This is a genomic window from Microbacterium oxydans (assembly GCF_000956525.1).
GTDB lineage: Bacteria > Actinomycetota > Actinomycetes > Actinomycetales > Microbacteriaceae > Microbacterium > Microbacterium oxydans_A.
On sequence record NZ_JYIW01000012.1, the window covers coordinates 1 to 17,368 of the forward strand.

Annotated in this window: 19 protein-coding genes and 2 pseudogenes; 6 read left to right on the top strand and 15 right to left on the bottom strand. The window is 64.4% G+C overall.

Translation table 11 applies throughout. The features are described 5' to 3' along the window. From RS83_RS00750 to RS83_RS00765, 4 genes and pseudogenes are all read right to left on the bottom strand, one after another. Nucleotides 1-547: pseudogene (locus RS83_RS00750) on the bottom strand (DUF222 domain-containing protein); the annotation flags it as partial. Between the two features lie 450 nt (nt 548-997). Next, entirely contained in the window at nt 998-1,486 is a 489-nt protein-coding gene (locus RS83_RS18150; RefSeq protein WP_082071457.1) for a DUF2690 domain-containing protein, read from the bottom strand. A gap of 57 nt (nt 1,487-1,543) precedes the next feature. Continuing rightward, nucleotides 1,544-2,461 carry a DUF2510 domain-containing protein gene (locus RS83_RS00760; protein WP_156153070.1) on the bottom strand — a complete coding sequence of 306 codons (918 nt, stop codon included), beginning with the start codon at nt 2,459-2,461 and terminating at the stop codon, nt 1,544-1,546. Nucleotides 2,462-2,675: 214 nt separating this feature from the next. Further along, entirely contained in the window at nt 2,676-2,981 is a 306-nt protein-coding gene (locus RS83_RS00765; protein WP_045277593.1) for an ArsR/SmtB family transcription factor, read from the bottom strand. Nucleotides 2,982-3,062: 81 nt separating this feature from the next. Here RS83_RS00765 and RS83_RS00770 point away from each other — a divergent pair, with 81 nt between their 5' ends. Next, nucleotides 3,063-4,403, top strand: a complete 1,341-nt coding sequence (locus tag RS83_RS00770) for an MFS transporter (RefSeq protein WP_269429871.1) — start codon at nt 3,063-3,065, stop codon at nt 4,401-4,403. A gap of 18 nt (nt 4,404-4,421) precedes the next feature. Here RS83_RS00770 and RS83_RS00775 read toward each other — a convergent pair whose 3' ends face one another. Continuing rightward, on the bottom strand, nt 4,422-4,922 hold the full coding sequence (locus RS83_RS00775) for a hypothetical protein (protein WP_045277594.1): 501 nt from the start codon (nt 4,920-4,922) through the stop codon (nt 4,422-4,424). A gap of 142 nt (nt 4,923-5,064) precedes the next feature. Here RS83_RS00775 and RS83_RS00780 point away from each other — a divergent pair, with 142 nt between their 5' ends. Next, nucleotides 5,065-5,628, top strand: coding sequence for a dihydrofolate reductase family protein (locus tag RS83_RS00780; RefSeq protein WP_045277595.1), 564 nt, complete (start codon nt 5,065-5,067; stop codon nt 5,626-5,628). Between the two features lie 147 nt (nt 5,629-5,775). Here the strand turns inward: RS83_RS00780 and RS83_RS00785 are convergent, their stop codons facing one another. From RS83_RS00785 to RS83_RS18155, 6 genes are all read right to left on the bottom strand, one after another. Further along, nucleotides 5,776-6,600 (bottom strand): hypothetical protein, encoded by an 825-nt coding sequence (locus tag RS83_RS00785; protein WP_045277596.1) that lies wholly within the window; start codon nt 6,598-6,600, stop codon nt 5,776-5,778. A 13-nt stretch (nt 6,601-6,613) separates the two neighbouring features. Beyond that, nucleotides 6,614-7,654, bottom strand: coding sequence for a DUF262 domain-containing protein (locus tag RS83_RS00790; protein ID WP_052678721.1), 1,041 nt, complete (start codon nt 7,652-7,654; stop codon nt 6,614-6,616). 36 nt (nt 7,655-7,690) lie between these two features. Then, entirely contained in the window at nt 7,691-8,539 is an 849-nt protein-coding gene (locus RS83_RS00795; RefSeq protein WP_045277597.1) for a hypothetical protein, read from the bottom strand. Between the two features lie 35 nt (nt 8,540-8,574). Continuing rightward, nucleotides 8,575-9,762: a DNA cytosine methyltransferase gene (locus RS83_RS18425; protein ID WP_231587696.1), complete on the bottom strand. Its 1,188-nt coding sequence runs from the start codon at nt 9,760-9,762 to the stop codon at nt 8,575-8,577. A 78-nt stretch (nt 9,763-9,840) separates the two neighbouring features. Beyond that, nucleotides 9,841-10,314 (bottom strand): DNA mismatch endonuclease Vsr, encoded by a 474-nt coding sequence (vsr, locus tag RS83_RS18430; protein WP_331454283.1) that lies wholly within the window; start codon nt 10,312-10,314, stop codon nt 9,841-9,843. Nucleotides 10,315-10,444: 130 nt separating this feature from the next. Continuing rightward, nucleotides 10,445-11,293, bottom strand: coding sequence for an abortive infection family protein (locus RS83_RS18155; protein WP_052678724.1), 849 nt, complete (start codon nt 11,291-11,293; stop codon nt 10,445-10,447). Between the two features lie 422 nt (nt 11,294-11,715). On the opposite strand from RS83_RS18155, the gene RS83_RS19045 reads away from it, so the two are divergent. Beyond that, on the top strand, nt 11,716-12,003 hold the full coding sequence (locus RS83_RS19045) for a DUF4188 domain-containing protein (RefSeq protein WP_231587697.1): 288 nt from the start codon (nt 11,716-11,718) through the stop codon (nt 12,001-12,003). Here the strand turns inward: RS83_RS19045 and RS83_RS18160 are convergent. Further along, on the bottom strand, nt 11,949-12,773 hold the full coding sequence (locus tag RS83_RS18160) for a TIR domain-containing protein (protein ID WP_052678726.1): 825 nt from the start codon (nt 12,771-12,773) through the stop codon (nt 11,949-11,951). The two genes, RS83_RS19045 and RS83_RS18160, sit on opposite strands and share 55 nt — an antisense overlap. A gap of 448 nt (nt 12,774-13,221) precedes the next feature. On the opposite strand from RS83_RS18160, the gene RS83_RS00810 reads away from it, so the two are divergent. Continuing rightward, on the top strand, nt 13,222-14,388 hold the full coding sequence (locus tag RS83_RS00810; RefSeq protein ID WP_045277598.1) for a Cmx/CmrA family chloramphenicol efflux MFS transporter: 1,167 nt from the start codon (nt 13,222-13,224) through the stop codon (nt 14,386-14,388). A gap of 56 nt (nt 14,389-14,444) precedes the next feature. Here RS83_RS00810 and RS83_RS00815 read toward each other — a convergent pair whose 3' ends face one another. From RS83_RS00815 to RS83_RS00825, 3 genes are all read right to left on the bottom strand, one after another. After that, nucleotides 14,445-14,978, bottom strand: coding sequence for a 2'-5' RNA ligase family protein (locus tag RS83_RS00815; protein WP_231587698.1), 534 nt, complete (start codon nt 14,976-14,978; stop codon nt 14,445-14,447). Nucleotides 14,979-15,029: 51 nt separating this feature from the next. Continuing rightward, a complete protein-coding gene (locus tag RS83_RS00820; protein WP_045277600.1) occupies nt 15,030-15,296 on the bottom strand; it encodes a hypothetical protein in 267 nt (88 codons plus the stop codon). Nucleotides 15,297-15,380: 84 nt separating this feature from the next. Further along, the gene (locus RS83_RS00825; RefSeq protein ID WP_231587699.1) at nt 15,381-15,953 is read right to left on the bottom strand and encodes a TetR/AcrR family transcriptional regulator; all 573 of its coding nucleotides are present in this window, start codon (nt 15,951-15,953) and stop codon (nt 15,381-15,383) included. A gap of 75 nt (nt 15,954-16,028) precedes the next feature. Here RS83_RS00825 and RS83_RS00830 point away from each other — a divergent pair, with 75 nt between their 5' ends. Further along, complete coding sequence (locus RS83_RS00830) at nt 16,029-17,030, top strand: SDR family NAD(P)-dependent oxidoreductase (RefSeq protein WP_045277602.1); 1,002 nt, start codon at nt 16,029-16,031, stop codon at nt 17,028-17,030. 116 nt (nt 17,031-17,146) lie between these two features. Further along, nucleotides 17,147-17,269: pseudogene (locus RS83_RS19225) on the top strand (DUF2510 domain-containing protein); the annotation flags it as partial. Between the last annotated feature and the right edge of the window lie 99 nt (nt 17,270-17,368).

The following is a 17,368-nucleotide window of genomic DNA, read 5'->3' on the forward strand; positions in this document are numbered from 1 at the left end:
CCTCCGCACGCACCACCAGCTTCCGCACATCATCCAACGACACCCCCACCGCACGCTCCACCAGCACCCGCTCACCCTCCACGGTCCGCTCCGGCCCTGCCGCCACCCGACACCGGTCCAACACCGCGATGATCAGGCCCGCGGCTGCGACCCCGAGTACTCCGGAGGCCAGCGCGTCACGCACCGCCGGGTATCTCGCCGGTACCGGCGCCCCGACCAGATCCGTGCGTGGTGCGGTCGCCTCCCCCACCGCCACCAGGCGAGCAGCATCACCCGCGGAACCTCCCGTCGTCGCGGCGATCAGCTTCGCGGGATTCCGGAAGCCCTGCTGCTTCGCAAGACTCTCCGCCCCGAGCTCCGGCCGCGACTCGCGAGCGATACCAGCCGCCACGTCGACATACACCGCTCCGAGCCGTCGCTGCAGCACACCGATCGCCGCATTCACCGCGATCAACTGACCCCGGGACAGGTCGGTCGCATCGTCAGCATCCGCCCAGGCCGCGTCGAGGCGAGCCACCGCCTCATGCACCCCGACCAGCTTCCCCATAGCCCCATTTTACCCCGACCACCACCGAGTCTCGAAGCTATGTTCGAATCATATTCCGGCATACCGATATACAGCGACCGGGGTCGATGGGGAGACGGAACGGCAAAGAACGCGGCGGCGTACGTCACCCAAAGAGCTGGGCGAACGAGACGAGCACCAAGAGAGAAGACCGAGAACAGAAGAGAACCAATCGAGAGAACCACAGGTCCGCAAAAGAGGCCTCGAGACTCCGCGAAAGCGGGTGGAAGACGCCAGTCCAGCCGCCCACCACCCGCTTCCCGTCACGCCCCGCTTCCAGACATCACGTCACGACGACGACCGTTCCCATGATGCGTCCAGTGGCCGCCTCACATCGACTGCCGGCGGCTCGGCGAGAGGGATCCGCCGCGTGACCTCGCAGGCACCGAGGTCAACGAGCGCGGCGAGCCCGCGCAGCGTCCCGCCGGTCGATCAGCAAAGAACTTTGGAACCGCCGGGCACGATCGCGATGACGGTGCCGTTCGTGGTGCTGAGCCAACCTCCCACGGCGATGCAGCTGATCGACGCCCGGCCGAACTGCATCCCGTAGGACCACCCGGTTGCCTGGTCACTCTCGGTCTGCTCGACGAACTCCATGGCTCCGCCCTCTGGAAGGTGGGTGCGGTGCCGCGCAATGTACTTGTTGGCCACGGCGCCCGCGATCGTGTTGTTGACTCTGACCCAGTTCGAGTCGCAGTTGGCGGAGTATCTGACGTCGAGTGTCCCGACCTGAAGTCCGGTCGTGGTGCTGTTGATCGGATACGTCACCAGCGATACGGCATCCGCGGCACATCCGGTTGTCTGAGGATTGGTGTTGTCGTAGGGAGATGCCTGGAACGCCGCCTGAGCCGCCGTGGGCATCGATACGGCGACAAGCGCCGCAACCGCAACGATGGCAAGTGAGATTCGAACCGAACGCATAGTGACTCCTGACTGAGAACTGGTTGATGGAGCGGACAACGGACACCGACGAGGAACCTACGGCTGAATGAAGACCTCGTCCGCAAAATAGCCGGGGGTGACTCGGACGATAATCGACTCCCCGTCGGGCACGAGGAAGGCCTGGGAGCCGGTGACGGTCGCACCGGTGAACAGCTCCTCGAACCCGAACTCGTCACCCAGGGCGACGAAGCTGTCATAGCTGTTGACCACGTTTCCAGCGGACGTGACGACGTCGACGCCCACCTCAGCGGAGTAGCTCGATTCAGCACCTTTATAGACGACCGTGTAGGTCACGATCTCGTAGTGCGAGCCAGCAGGCGCAGCCTCGTTGAACTGGTTGGCCTCGGAGACGACGGCGTTTCCATCGTGGTTCACGGCGTTGACGACGACGGTCCAGTCGCTGGTGCTGATCTCCGATCCGAGCGGGTACGGGTTCTCGCGGGTGCCCTGGGCCGCATCGGCGGGCTGATCCTCCGCGGGCGCTTCGGCGTCGTCGCATTGCTCCACTGGCGCGACCGTGGTGTCGCCGCCCCCGAACGCGTCGTCGAACGACGTCGCGACCACGCTGACGAAGACCAGGATGCCGACGATAGTGCCGATGATCGAGACGACGAGTCCGACGATGCCGAGCCACTTCTTGTCACCCTTGAGGAACAAGGAGACGATGCTCAGGATGAACGCGATCGGAAGGAGGATCCAGCCGACGATCAGTGCGCCCGGGACGCAGGCGAAGATGAAGCCGATGACGGCGACGATTGCGGCGACCAGTGCGAGCACGTTCAGCTTCTTGGGAGCGGGGGTTCCCGAATCCACACCCGAGAAAGCGGCGGGAGCGATGGTCGCGGTGGGGGCAGGCGCCTCGGCGAAGTTCCCCCACTGCTGACCGTCCCACCAGCGCTGACGGCCGGAACCGTCGTCGTACCAGCCGGCGGGAGTGTCGTTCGGTGTTGTCATGCGGCTCATCCTGGCAGAACGCTGTGAGCCGTCGACGCCCCGGTGACGCTCCGCTATCGTGCTCCCGCTCGAACACTGGCGGATGCCGCCAGGCGGCGATATTTCCTGTCCGAGATCCTGTAGTTCAGAGCTTGTATCCCTAGGTCGCCGACCCCTTCACAGCCTGGATCGCTGAACCCCTCACGGCCTGGGTCGCTGAGCTTGTCGAAGCGCCCTACTCCCGCAGCACCGACTCCAGCAGCCCGGGGAACAGCGCGTCGAGGTCGTCACGGCGGAGCGTGAGCATCCGTCGCCGCCCGTTGGCCTCGTTGCGGATGATGCCGGCCTCGCGCAGCACCTTCATGAAGTGCGACTTGGTCGACTTCGGCAGGTTCGGGTCGGTGGCGTGGCAGGCGGCCATGTCGAGCGGGCCGTCTGCGAGCTGCCGCGTGATCGCGAGGCGCTCGGGGTCACTGAGCGCGAAGAGCACGTCGGTGAGTCGGATCTCGGAGCGCTCCGGGTGCGGAAGGTCGCCAGGCATAGTTCGAGAATAGTTGAACAATCGACGGATGGCGAGTACGCTCCGATAGTTCGATGATTCTCGAACGTTTGAGGAGCCGCCATGACCAGCACCCAGCCGATCGCCCTTCGACAGGCTCAGGGACCCAGCGGGGCTCAGGGACCCAGCGGAGCACAGGGACCCACCGGGGCACAGGGACCCACCAGGGCTACAGAGCCCACCGGAGCACAGGGACCCACCGGGGCACAGGGACCCACCCGTTCGACGAACGCAACACCCCGCCGTCGCTTCGGCTTCGTCCTGGCGATCGTGGCGCAGATCCTGATGATGGTCGGGGCGAGCGCGCCGTCGCCGTTCTACCCGGTGCTCGCGCAGGAGATCGGGTTCGACGCGATCGTGATCAGCGCTGTGTTCGCGGTCTACGCGGTGGCGCTGCTGCTCACACTCCTCACGGCCGGCTCGCTGTCCGACCACATCGGCCGCCGCCCTGTCGCGATCGCCGGGCTGCTCATGCTCGCCGCCAGCATGTTCCTGTTCTGGCATGCGGATGCCGTCGCGCTCCTGTTCCTCGCGCGCATCCTGCAGGGCGTCGCGAGCGGTCTGCTGATCTCGGCGCTGTCGGCGACGGTGCTCGATTTCGCGCCGGAGGGGCGCCCTGGTGTCGCGGCGCTGTGGAACGCGCTGAGCCCTGGCATCGGTCTCGCGCTCGGTGCACTCGCATCCGGCGTGATGCTCGATGTGAGCGGTGAGGCGCTGCTCGACGTCTTCGCTCCGCTGAGTTCCGCGTACGTCGTGCTCGCCGCCCTGTTCTTCGTGATCCCCGAGACCGCGCCGCGCACACCCGGCGTGTGGGCATCGCTGAGCTTCCGGCTGTCGATCCCCTCCGCCATCCGGTCGGACTTCTGGCGCGGAGCTCCCGCCGTGATCGCCGGCTGGGCGACCGGTGGGCTCTTCCTCTCGCTCGGCGCGACCATCGTGCGGGGCGAGCTCGGCGGCGAGGCGCACGTGTGGCAGGGACTCGGCGTGGTGCTGCTCGCCGGCGTCGGCGCGATCACGGCGTTCCTCCTGCGCAGGATCGCCGCACGCTCGATGGTGCTGTTCGGCACGTCGGCGCTGGCCGTCGGAACGCTGCTGTCGCTGATCGCGCTCGGCGTGGAATCGCTGCCGTTCTACCTCGTCGCGGCCGCGGTCACCGGGATGGGCTTCGGCACGGCGTTCTCGGGAGTGGTCGCGTCGCTGGCACCGCGGATCCCGGCGACACAGCGGGCGGATGCCTTCGCGGTGATCTACCTGCTCGCGTACCTGGCGTTCGGGGTGCCGGCGGTCGTCGCCGGGGCACTCGTGGGCGCGGTCGGGCTCGAGACGGTGTGCGTTGGATACGGGGTCTTCGTCATCGCGCTGGCCGGGGTGGCGTTCGGATTGCGGGTGCGGGCGGGGCGGTGACGCTCCTCGACCGCAGGCTCAGCGCCCCTGCATCGGCGTGATGTCGACGCTGACCACGCCGAAGGGGAACAGACCGAAGACCGACCAGGATCCCCCGGTGAAATCCTGGATCGGGATCATCCGGAACCACACCACCGAGACGGCCATGGCGACCACGGCGAGCACGACGATGGCGATCGCTGCCCGGTCGAGGATGCGCAGGGCGACGAGTTCGTCGGATGCCTTCATCACGCGACCGATCGCGAGCAGGACGATCAGACCGAGAGCGGCGTAGATCAGGATGCTCGGACGCAGCTGGAGCGTGACGCACATCGGGGCCTGGTCCGTCGCTTGCCCAGCCGAGTCGATGAAGCCGCCGTTTCCGTCGAAGCCGCCGGGGCAGTACCCGGCGCTGCCGCTCAGCACGACGGTATAGGCCAGGGCGAGGATCACCGCCAGGATGAGGACCCGGCGGATCCGCGCGATCACCGCAACGCCGGCCAGCGCTGTGGTGTGTGGCGAGGTCTGGGTGAGAGACACGTGGAGCTCCTTCGAGGTCGGTCGCCTTCACCATGGCGGAGAACCTGCGGCGACGCAAGGTCGCGGGCGGATGCCGGTGACAGGGCAGCGGCATCCTGGTACCGTCCGGAGAAACCGCGTTGCGCATCAGGGGAGAGCGACGATGAGACCACTTCGGTACGCGATCAACGTCACGCTCGACGGGTGCGTCCATCACGAAGCGGGGCTGCCTCCCGACGAGGAGTTCATGCGCTTCTGGACCGCCGAGATGGAACGATCGGATGCCGTGATCTACGGCCGCGTGACCTACCAGATGATGGAGTCGGCGTGGCGGCGGCCAGTGACCGGCGTGTGGCCCGACTGGATGCGGGAATGGGAGATCCCCTTCGCCGAGGCCATCGATCGGACGAAGAAGTACGTCGTGTCGAGCACGCTCTCCGATGTCGATTGGGATGCCGAGCTGGTGCACGGCGACCTGGGTGACGCGGTTCGGATGCTGAAGCAGGAGCCGGGCGCCGGGCTGTCGGTCGGCGGTGTGACGCTGCCGTTGGCGTTGGCGGAGTTGGGGCTCATCGACGAGTACATCTTCGTCGTGCATCCTGTAGTCGCTGGTCATGGGCCGACGTTGTTGGGTGGGTTGGGGGCGCGGGTTCCGTTGGAGCTTGTGGGGCGGGAGGAGTTCCGATCGGGCGTGGTGGTGCAGCGGTATCGGGTGGCGGGCGGCTGACGCATTCGGATTCACCGTATCGGCGCGCAAGCCCCGGCCGCGCGGCCGGCAGAGTTAGTGCGTGGGACTCCCGGTGGGTGCGTTCCTCGCTGCGCTGCGGTCCGCGCGCTCATCACCCCCACGCACCAACTCCGCTCCGCATGAGATCTAGACAGATTGGGTGACGCGCGTCCATTTCGAGGTCGCAGCGGGCACACGTGAGCAATGAGGACATGGAGTCAGTGGTTCGCAGCTCGGGCAAGCACCAAGCGCTCGCTTGACCGTCAAGATTCTTTTCTCCGAGCAACGAGCGCACTCGTAGGTACCCGGCGGCGCTTTCTTGTCGGCCGGGAATGGGGCCTCGGGCTCAAGAAGTGTCGCAGCAATCAGCTCATCCTTCGCCACCAACCCACCAGCCATCACCTCAGCCTGAGTCATCATCAGGAGAACTTCTTGCACCCCACCTCTAGTACTCAGAAGGTAATCAGCAGCGCGACCGAAGGGGTACGACTTGGCCTGGGCCAACTTCTCGAACTCAAGTCGCGCGTGGTCGCTAGGGTGGGCGATCGCATTGCGTACCGTAACCAGCTCTGATGCCGCACGCTGTTCAATTGAGCGAAACCTCAGACGATCGAACACGCTGCCCTCCTTGAGGTACGCGTCCGCCAGCTCAAGAGTGCGGGCCAGCGGTAGCCAGGAGAGGAACTTTTCGCGCCGTCCGCCAGAGCTTAGGACCAGGAGGTCAGCTTCATCGCGTGTCTTGACAGCGAGTGTTGGGCCGTTTCCAGGGATGGTGGGATCATGAAGTAACGACAGGTAGAAGAGCTCCTGAAGAAACGTCTCAAGTAACGAGTGGGTACGAAGCGTAGCGAGCTCGACCACATTCGCCAGTGTGCCCCTCGAAACTCCAGCACTTTGAGCGTCTTTAATGGTGTGCTTCAGATCCTTCATCGCATCGCTCAGTTGCATCAGGATGCCTTCGCCAGCGTCCACTTCGCGGGCTTCTCTAACTCGACCGGGCCAAGAGGTAGTCAGCGCGTGCTCTACGACTCGCCTTGTCAGCCGTCGCACCGCGCAAAGGCTTCATCACGACATCGTCAGACTCGGCCTTGCGGATATCGAGCTCAGTTCGTTCCATCCCCCGAACGATATCGGCGGCGGACGGAGAGACGCCGAGACGGCCGGACGCCACAGCAAAAGCGACGTAGAACCAGGCTGTCGTTCGGAACCTGCGAAGGGAGGAACGCGACGCCGCTTCGCCATAGACGTCCTCCAGGATGTCGAACGTCGCTTCAAAATCGTTGATAAGTGCTTCACGGCCCGGCACTCCATCGTCGAACTTGCGATAGAGGCCATCGATCGACGCCTTACTCCTCGCAGATATTCCGTTGATCAAGAACCCCATGAGGTCAGCGGACAACTCCACCTCTTTCATCTGGGCAACGTCCTGTCGGGTGAAGATCCCCCAGTTCACCCAGCGCTGGTTCTGCTGGTACGCCAACGAATAAGACGTCTCCTTGAATTCACCAAACCAGGTGGCGTTCCTGATCTCTTGAGGGTTCAGCTTCAACCCCGTCGAGTTCATCCGCTGGAAGATCGTCAGCACGGTCACGTCGTCGATATCAGACGGGAGCACGTTGACGGACAAGGGCGTCTGCAGGATCCGTGTCTGTACATCGTCGGGGAGTTGCTGAAACGACAGACCGGCATAGTCGCGATTGTGCGCGCGGAGAACCGTGAAGCGATCCCATTCATCGACATTCTCAAGGCTGTCGATGTCGATGTAGGCAAGGATGGTTCGCAGTCGCTGCTGTCCGTCGACGACTTGACGAACCGTTCTCGAAGTAGTGACGTCGAGCCGGTTGTGCAGGAACACTAGTGGCAGCGGATACCCCCGCAGAAGCGAGTCAATCAACAAGCTCTTGACCCGTGGGTTCCATACCGATCGTCGCTGGTAGAAGGGGTTCAAGTCCAGAGAGCCCTGCCGTTGCCATTCGAGGAAGTCAACGATGGAGTATGTCGTCTTTGCGACTTCTAGTGCAGCCATGTGCCAATCGTAGGGGTCGAACGCTTCGGTTCGCGATCACAGAGAGTGGAAGCGCGAATCGTACTCGTGCGCCATCCTGACGATCATCCCTTCGTAGTAGAACGCGTCCCCCGACCGGGGCGCCGGCGCTGCCTCCAACACGTCGACCGGACCGCCTCTGTTCTCAAAGCTGAGCACTGTCACGCCGATTCCGTCGAACCCGACCCCGGACGTTCCGCTGCGCCGCGGTAGCTCAGCGACCTTGCTGAGGACGCCTTCCACGTCTTTGGGCTGGCGATGACGGGTCACTCGAGCGGGCATTTCCGCCAAGGAAAATGGGTTCGAAACCGAGGACATGAACGCCTCTGACGCGTTAACCTGCACATACGCGATTGCCAGAGCCTGGTTGGATGCCCCATGCACACACAAGTGCGACGAGTTCAGTTCGTCATAGAGCCGGGGCCTTGCTTTCTGATGTGCGGTCATCGCAGCCTTTGCCTCAAGTGCGATAAGTACCGCCCCAACGCTCGAGACTCGTATGTCTGGAAGCTCGTCCAGCACCCCCTGCTCGTCGGAAGTCAATGAAATCCCGTAGTTCAACGCGAGGCCCTTAAAGGTTGGCCCCGTCTCACTCACGGGACCTGCGGGGCGAGCGACTACGAGATCGAGCGCTTTTTCGCGATGTGTCTCGAAATCGCGCATCGTGTGGTTGACGCCAAGGACTACGAGACCTCGCCTTGCATGGTCTCGCAAGACCGCGGACTGGTTTAGAAGGTCGAACGCCACTCCCCAGCATCCGACCTTCGAGTGACGATCGGAGCGTGAGTTGTACTGCCAGCGATTCCCGTACATGTCGGGTTCGCCAGGCGTGGAGAGAAACTTCGCGAGAATTTTGGGCCCGTGCACATATGAAACCTACCCCTGATCCCAGGCAATCCCGGCTATCTCGGCGTCATGATCGCAACATGCGACGCGATGTCCTCTCGAAAACCAGGATGACGACCAAGATTTCCCCGCTCAAGCCGGCTGAGGAATCCGGCGGATGCCCGGTGGGACAGCGGCTCAGATGCTTCCCAGTCGACGACGTCTCCGAGGTGCGTATATGGCATCGCTATAGGGAATTCCGACAAGCCGGGAACAGTCCAAATTTCTCCGGCGCGCCCCCAAGCCGAAGTGGGCCAGCTCCCCTTCGAATGCACCCACGGGACATAGTCGACGTCCGGCTCGCCAGGAGACGCGAGACGGCCACCAACCCACTGTGCGACGCCGACCGTTACCGCGTTCCCAACGAGCTTCCACCTGGGACCGTTTTTGCGGGTGCTGACGCCCTCGACCTCGGTCCATCCTCTGTCGAAGCCCTGCATAGCTTCGGCGTCCTCAATCGAAGGTTTGACGAATCGTCGGCCGCGCGCGGCAGCGGGCACCCACACGGCTGGTGGCGATGGGATCCCGATTGTGGAGCCGCCCTTCAGCGTTGGAACGGCATCTTGAGCCCAACCGAGCCCACCACGTCCTTCAGTCCAATAAAAACCGAATGCGTCATCTGCCAATTGATCGGGAGCCGGGCTTCCAGCCTCATCCGCGAAGAGAACCTGGCGGGGATCAAGGGTGGCGGACGCCACCATGATGACGCGTCGTCTCCGCTGCGGCACCCCCGTGAAGCGTGAGTCCACCACGCGATAAGCCCACGTGTACCCAAGCGACTCCAGCTCACCCACTAGGTAATTCATCGCCTTACCGCGATCAAGCGCAAGCATGTTGGGAACGTTCTCGATCAGGAGCGTTGGCAATACCGACCCTTCGCCTGCGAGCCGTAGCGCATCGAACAAGTGGCTCACCAGCCCAGAGTTTGCACCTCCGATCCCCGAAGTTCGACCTGCTTGAGAAAGGTCGGTGCATGGGAATCCGGCCGTCACAAGGTTGACATCTTCCGGGAGGGTCCGAAGCTCGCGAATGTCGGGATGCACTTCTACCCCGGGAAAGCGAGCGCGGAGCACATTCTGAGCTGGCTCCCACCACTCGCAGAACATGCTTGTTTCGACCTCATGCCCCAGCGCACGCTCGAACCCTAGTTCGATGCCGCCGATACCCGCGAAGAGGGCCGCCACCCTGAATTTCGGCTTAGTCACGCCCAACCTCCCACATCTCATCTGAGTCGAGACTAGTTGAGTTCTCTGCAAAACTCGAGTCGACCCTCGTGCCTCACGTTAGAACACAGGTCCGACACTCTGCGAGAGCTCGGCATCGATGCGATCCGCAACTTCGACCGCTGGCTCGTGCTCCCAAGCCCGAATCACCCGCCAACCCGCGTCTGCGAGTTCCCGCTCCACTCTACGATCGCGTCTCACGTTCGCCGCCAGCTTCTCGGCCCACCACGCGCTGTTCGACCGCGGCGCGGAGGCGTGCAGCGGGCACTGATGCCAGAAGCATCCGTCGACGTAGACAGCTAGGCGATGTCTAGTGAAGACGATGTCGGCTCGACTGCGTATCTCCCGAACCGGGGGCAAGTTGATCCGGTAGCGTCGCCCTCGCGCGAACAATTCGCGGCGAACCGCCAGCTCGGCACCGGTGTCCGAACGCCGCACAGACCTCATGCGTGACGAGGTCGTAGCGCTTGGCCGGTCAGGTGTTATTGGCACACGTACACGGTAGATCGTTCCCCCTCGTAAGGGAATCACCACGCAGACAACGCGACGTCGCCCGCAGCTTGAGCGATTTCGACCAGTGCCGGAGATCGACGGGGAACGAGACTACATGGTCGAAGCCGCCGGTCTGGTCCGAGAGACGCTGAACCCATCGCTTCTGCGTGACTCAACGATCTTGAGAGTGTCCCGCTCGACCCATCTGCCGATCATGAGTGCTGAGCATCAGCTCCGCGACATGTGTAACTTCGCGGATCACGAACCACGCTGTCTCTGGACTTATCCCCGTCGGAAGTGTGCGCCCATGTCCCGTGCCTTGCAAGTTGCGGAGTTCGTTCACCTGCAGCGCGATCTTCTTCGCTGACCCGTGAATGGCCCGGACTTGCTTCGCACCCGGCACCGTCTCGTCAATCTGACCTGTTACGAAACTCAGGCGTTCAAACGCGAGTGTGATGATCATGTCGAAAGGAGCCGCTTTCGGCACGGGCATACCTCCGTCATCCAGAATGAACTTTGCGACGGCCTCAAGGAGTTCTTTCGCGATGCCGAGCAGAGCGGCCGGGTCATCGATGTTGCGTCGAAGTCTTTCGAGCTGCTCGTCCAGGGCCTGGCGACCTCCCGTGTCGAGGTCGACAAACCCCGCCCGCTCCAACCGTCCGTCGTCGCTGAGGCTCCATCCGACGTGGAGAAAAGCCGCCCGGAGACTCTGCACGTTGTCGTCCTGGGCGTCATCTCTGAATGCACCGTCAAGGCGCAGCGCGTTGAGCAAGCTTTCGGTGAGCTTCTTCCCTGATGCGCCGTCTTGCTGTGCCAGTCGACAGACCTGCAGCACGCGGAGTTGCTTGTTCGGCGCGCCTGCTACGGGGTCGTAGGGATCGTGGCGAACAACACCAGCTGTGGTGAACACCTGTGTGAGTGCACCATGCGAGGGGCCCGTCCCGCTGAAGAAGAACCGCCCCAATGCGCCGGAGATCTCGTCGTTGAGGGGGGAGCCATTCATGGCCTCATTCTTGCGCATGTCAATCGGTGCGCTGGGCAAGGCCGGGCCAGGGTCAGGGGCAACAGGCGATGTAATGCCGGTTCCGTGCCGGTGATCTGCGGAAGTCGTCTGGCTGGTCTCGGCTGTTCGAGGGTGGCTTCAGGGGAGTCACGCGGCAAACGGCGGCGTCCAACGAGCACCTACCCCGCCGCACCCAACTGGTAGTCGTGCAGTCCGGGCAGCACAGTCGCGGCCGGTACGACGAACTCCGCGGCATGGCGTTGCGTCCGCTGTCCGGCGCACTCCGACCCCACGCCAATCTTCGGAGCCAGGTGAACGTCGCCCATCACCGGCCCACTGCGTCGGGGCATCGGGAAAGCTCTCCCGCGGAAAGACAAGCTCTACGCCTGCGCGTCCAGCCCCTCGCAGGAGCACCGCCCGCCTGGACCCCTTTTAACAAGATGACGCGCAATGCTCCGGGAGCGGTCGGCATCTGGCACGAGACCTTCCTGGTTGACCAAGTCGAGAGCGTGTACGTGTCGACAAAAACCGATTGGTCTGCTGAAGGCGACATAGATAGTGCAGGTCGGAAAGCGGCAAGACCGGGCGCAGGCGCGGTTCGAGGATCGGTGAACTGTGGCGTAGAAGAACCCCGTTGCGTTACGGGCTCAGCAAGAATATCGGCGACTGGCCGTCAGAACGGCACCTCCGAGAACCTCATATCAGAAACCCTCATCGTGGTCATTTGAGGTTCGGCACTCTTGTCGATAGCTCGTACGCGGATTCGTTCACCATCCACGGAGACGTTGACAATTTCGCCCACGACGGCGCCGACAGCATCGACAACGAACCGCCCACCATGGACCGCCTCAAACTCCCTAATCAGTTGCTCGCGCTCTTTCGCCATCGCTTTGCGTTGAGCCGCCTTCGATCCGGCAGTTATGCCGGTGGAGGTGGCCTGATTTAGTCCGCGTAGCTGAAGCAGAATCTCGTCAATCTTGTCATCCATCGTGCGCTTCTTCACTGGCCCTACGGGCGGCTGTTTCGCGATCACCGCCTCGATTGAAGTCTGCAGGTGTGGCCAAAAAGTGTCGAACGTGGACTCTAGGACCGATGCTTCGAGCGGGACGTCACAGGCCTTGTTGATCGACTTGACCAGTTTGAGCATGTCAGTCTTATCGGCCAACTCGGTCATCTGGATATTTCGAAGCGGCCCGTCGTAGTCCGCTTTCTTGATATTCACCAGAATAGGAAGCAGGCGCTTGTCGAGCGCCGCGTAGATGGCTCCAGCCTCAAGGTGAATCCACTCTTCATGCACGTTCTGGGAAGTGATGAATACCACCCCGATCTTTGACTCCCGCAGCTCCGTCGTTATGGCTTGGAACCACGCTTCGCCTTTGTCAGTATCACTCGAAACGTACGGGCCCCGACACTCCTGGATTACTTTCGGTAGCCATTCAGCAAAGAGCTGTGCGACGGAGTGGCTGAGCGGTTTGGACCAGCTGATGAAGACCTTCATGCGCCCACCTTATCGACACATCCGCTTGCGACTCGGCAAACATTCGGCCGGGAATGACGGCGCCAACAACGATCCCGCCATCGATGGCAGGTGCCTTGACCGTCATCCTCACGTTCCTCCTGTCATCCGTCGTACTTCGACGCTCCGGATCATCGGCTGACAACAACACCCGGGCGTGAATCACTGAGAGGAACGAGCATGCAGGGCGAAGGGGCCAACTTACGGGTGGCCCCTTCGTCGTGCTCGAAGGTCGTATGGCGGGCCCCGGGTAAACTCATCCCCATGTCGAGTCCCGAATCAGACACGTCAGGGGCTGCCGGTCACACCGCCAGCCCCGAGATCCGCTGAACCCGACGCCCGCATCTGCGCGGGTGTCGATCCTCGCACTCGGGCGATGGCCGTGGTGACAAGAAGCTCCTTTTCTTGATCTCTCACTTCGGAGTACTCGATGCCCTTCTCTCTCTATCTGCTTGCCCTGGCGGTCTTCGTCATGGGCACCTCGGAATTCATGCTCGCGGGGCTCCTACCCGCCACCGCGAGCGACCTCGACGTCTCGGTCGGCACCGCCGGCCTGCTGACTTCGGCCTTCGCCATCGGCATGGTCGTCGGTGCGCCACTCATGGCGGCGTTCGCTCGCCGCTGGCCCCCGCGGCTCACCCTCATCGTCTGCCTGCTCGTGTTCGCCGGATGCCACGTCGTCGGAGCCCTCACGCCGACGTTCTCGGTCCTGCTCATCACCCGCGTGCTGAGCGCGCTCGCGAACGCGGGCTTCCTGGCTGTCGCGCTGACCACAGCCACCTCGCTCGTCCCGTCCGACCGGAGAGGACGCGCCCTGGCGGTGCTGCTCTCGGGCACGACGATCGCCACCGTCGCCGGAGTGCCCGCGGGCGCCCTGTTCGGCGCTGCTCTGGGGTGGCGGTCGACCTTTTGGGCGATCGCCGTCCTCTGCGTGCCCGCCGTCGTCGGCGTGCTCCGCGGCATCCCCCGGACGTCGGAACGACAGACAACGCCGTCCCTGCGGCATGAGCTGCTCGAGCTGACCTCGCCCCGCCTCATCCTCGCCATGACGCTCGGAGCCTCGATCAACGGCGGCACGTTTGCCGCGTTCACGTTCCTGGCACCGGTCGTCACCGACATCGCCGGTCTGGATCCCGGATGGGTGTCGGTCGCCTTGGTGCTGTTCGGCGTCGGACCATTCCTCGGCGTCACGATCGCGGGACGCCTGTCAGACCGTCACCCCGGGCTCGTCCTCGGCATCGGCGGACCACTGCTGCTCGCGGGGTGGATCACGATGGCCCTGGCCGCGCAGCATCCGGTGCCGCTGTTCGCGCTGATCTTCGTACAGGGGGTGCTGTCGTTCGGCGTGGGCACCACGCTCATCGCACGTGTGCTGTACGCAGCATCCGGTGCTCCGACGATGGGCGGGTCGTACGCGACCGCCGCGTTGAACATCGGCGCCGCCATCGGCCCGGTGCTCGGCGGGCTCGGACTCGCGACCGACGCCGGGCTGCTCGCTCCGGTGCGGGTCGCCGTCGCGATGACGGTGGCGGCGCTCGTCGTGGCGGGGGTGTTCCGGCGGTTGGTCGTGGCGCACGACGAGGAAGCACGGGAGTAAGGCGCTTCGGGTGCGCCTCACAGTGTCAGGGCAGCCGGGCTCGACACATCGAGTTGTCAGCCGAACGTTCCGAGGTCGGTGACGGTTGCTGTCGAGGGGTCCCAGAGCCGCAGGCCCGCGGCGCGTCCGTGGATCTCACCACCCACATGATCGAGCGCTGCAGCGAGATCGACGGTGCGCAGTCGGCGGGCGAGGGTGACGTGTGGGGTCCAGCTGCCCGGAGCCGTATGCGGGGCGTCGTCTCCGCGTCCGGCAACGGCGTGGACGGCCGCGTGGATGCCGAGTAATTCTGCGGTTGGCACGATGCTGCGCGCCAGCACGCGGCGCTCGCCCGCACCGAACAGCAGAGGAGCGCTGAGCGTGACCTCGAATGACGGGCGGTCGAGGAGGGCGTGCGCGTCGAACGCGTCCAGATCGGTGCGTGCGAGGAGGGTGACGTGGGGGCGGTTGCTCGCCGACGTGTGCGGAGCGAGGCTCGACATTCCGTGTGCGGCGAGCGCGTCCCACTCGGCTCGGACTGCTGCCTCCGTCGCCGGATCGAGGAGCAGCTCGATCGACATCAGCGGACGCTGGGGCTCTGGATCTCGCACGCACCGATTATCCCGCGGCGCCCGTGCGAGCAGGCGACCACAGCTCTCAGATCACCGCTCCGGCGATGCTTTACGCGAGGCCGCGGATCTGCTGGTGAAGTTCGAGCCGATGAGAAAAGCGAAGAGCCCGATCAGCATGTACACGGGAAGCGTATCCCCGGCCGGGGTTTCGAGAACGCCCGAGGAACCAGACCACGCCAGCACCCCAAACCACACCAAGACGGGGACGAGCGCGAGAACCGTGCCGAGCTTCGTGCCCACACGCCCGACCAAGCCACCCCAAAGGAGGAGAGCTACCGCAACAGCAACGTAAGCCATGGCTGTCTTCTCCTCTTCATGTGAGAAATGAAAGCACATATGCGAGGACAGCAGTGATATGTCGCGCCCTGCGTCGCGGACCAGCTACGGTGCGGAGATCCCCCGCAACAGCACCGCGACCGTCGCTTCCACCCGCGCCTCACTCAACGGCCGCCCCAACAACGCCGCATAACTCGCCATCGCCACGAACTGGTCCGCGATGGCGGCAGCATCCACATCCGCCCGCACATCCCCCGCCGACACCGCCAGCGCCATGCGCCCAGCGACCCACTCCCGAATCGGCGCAGCCAGCTTCTCGTTCAGCGCGAGCCCGAGCTCCGGATCGGATGCCGTCACGACGATCAGCGCCCGCGCAATCGCGACGCCATCGGCATCCGCCAGCCCCGCCGACACCGCCGAGAACCATGCCCGCAGGTCCGCGCCCAGATCGTCAGAGAAGGGCACGGCGACATCCGCCCCGGGCAGCCCGCCCTCGAGCAGCGCCTCCCCGAGGATCGCGGCCTTCGACGGCCACCACCGATAGATCGTCTGCTTCGACACCCCCGCGGCATCCGCGAGTCCCTCGATCGTCACGGCCTCATACCCGCCGGAAGACAGGGCAGCGCGCATCGCGTCCAGCACGGACTGGCGGGCTTTCTCACTGCGAGGACGAGGCACCATCCGAGCGTACTCAGGCGTACACTCGAATATAAGTAGACGCACCGTTGCGTAACTCGAACAAGGAGAACGAGCATGGCCCTCACCGCACACTCCACCATCGGCGACTGGATGAACGACCCCACCGGCGGGCCGATCATCCGCGCGCTGTTCGAACAGACGGGCGCCGACCCCGAGCTGCTCACCCCGGTGCTGGGCCTGCCGCTGCAGCAGCTGGTCGCGATGAGCCAGGGCGCCATGCCGCAGTCCGTCGTCGACGACCTCGTGCGCGCGGCCAACGGCGGCGAGATCCCCGAAGACGACGAGACCTCCGGCTGGACCGAGAAGCCCACCCCCGGACGCTTCTCGGGCAAGACCGTGATCGTCACGGGCGCGGCATCCGGCATCGGCAAGGCCACCGCATCGCGCATCGCCCGTGAAGGCGGACGCGTGATCGCCGCCGACATCTCCGCAGACAAGCTCGACGCCCTCAAGGCCGAGCTCGCGGATGCCGACATCACCGTCGTCGCCGGAGACCTCACGAAGCAGGACGCGATCGACGCCGTGCTCGCCGCCGCCGGCGACCGCATCGACGCCCTCGCGAACGTCGCCGGCATCAACGACGACTTCTCCCCCGCGGGCGAGACGACGGATGCCGTGTGGGACCGCGTCATCGCGATCAACCTCACCGCACCGTTCAAGCTCATGCGCGCCGTGCTCCCCATCATGGAGGCAGCGGGCCGCGGCTCGATCCTCAACGTCTCGAGCGAAGCGGGCCTGCGCGGCAACTCCTCGGGCAACGCCTACACGGCAAGCAAGCACGGCATCATCGGCGTCACGAAGTCCGCAGCGTTCATGTACGGGCCGAAGGGCATCCGCGTGAACTCCGTCGCCCCCGGCGGGGTGGCCACCGGCATCCCGATGCCCCCGAACATGTCGGAGTACGGCTCCGGCCGCCTCGGCCCGTTCCAGCAGATGATCCCCACGGTTGCGACCGCCGAGCACCTGGCCGCCTCGATCACGTTCCTGCTGTCGGACGACGCCGTGAACATCAACGGCGCGATCCTCGCCTCGGACGGCGGATGGTCCGTGCAGTAAGCAGCAGCATGACGGAGCGCCCCTGCCGACCCGAACGGCAGGGGCGCTTTTGCTCTCCAGCCGTCATCTGGTTCGGCCCATGATCGGGGCAGACCGACCACTGCTAATCTCCAGAAATGACTGCGTCGCCTCCTGCGGGATGGTTCCCTGATCCCTACGCTCGCTACGAGCATCGCTACTGGGATGGCGTCCAGTGGACGGCCCACGTCGCCTCGCGGGGCGTTCAAGGGCTCGAGCCTCCGGCGCCTCCTCAGCCAGTGACGAACGTAGCCACGCCTCGTCCCGATCCGCGCGTGCAGCGGCAGCTGGAACGCTCAGGGATCGTCGCCACGAGCCAG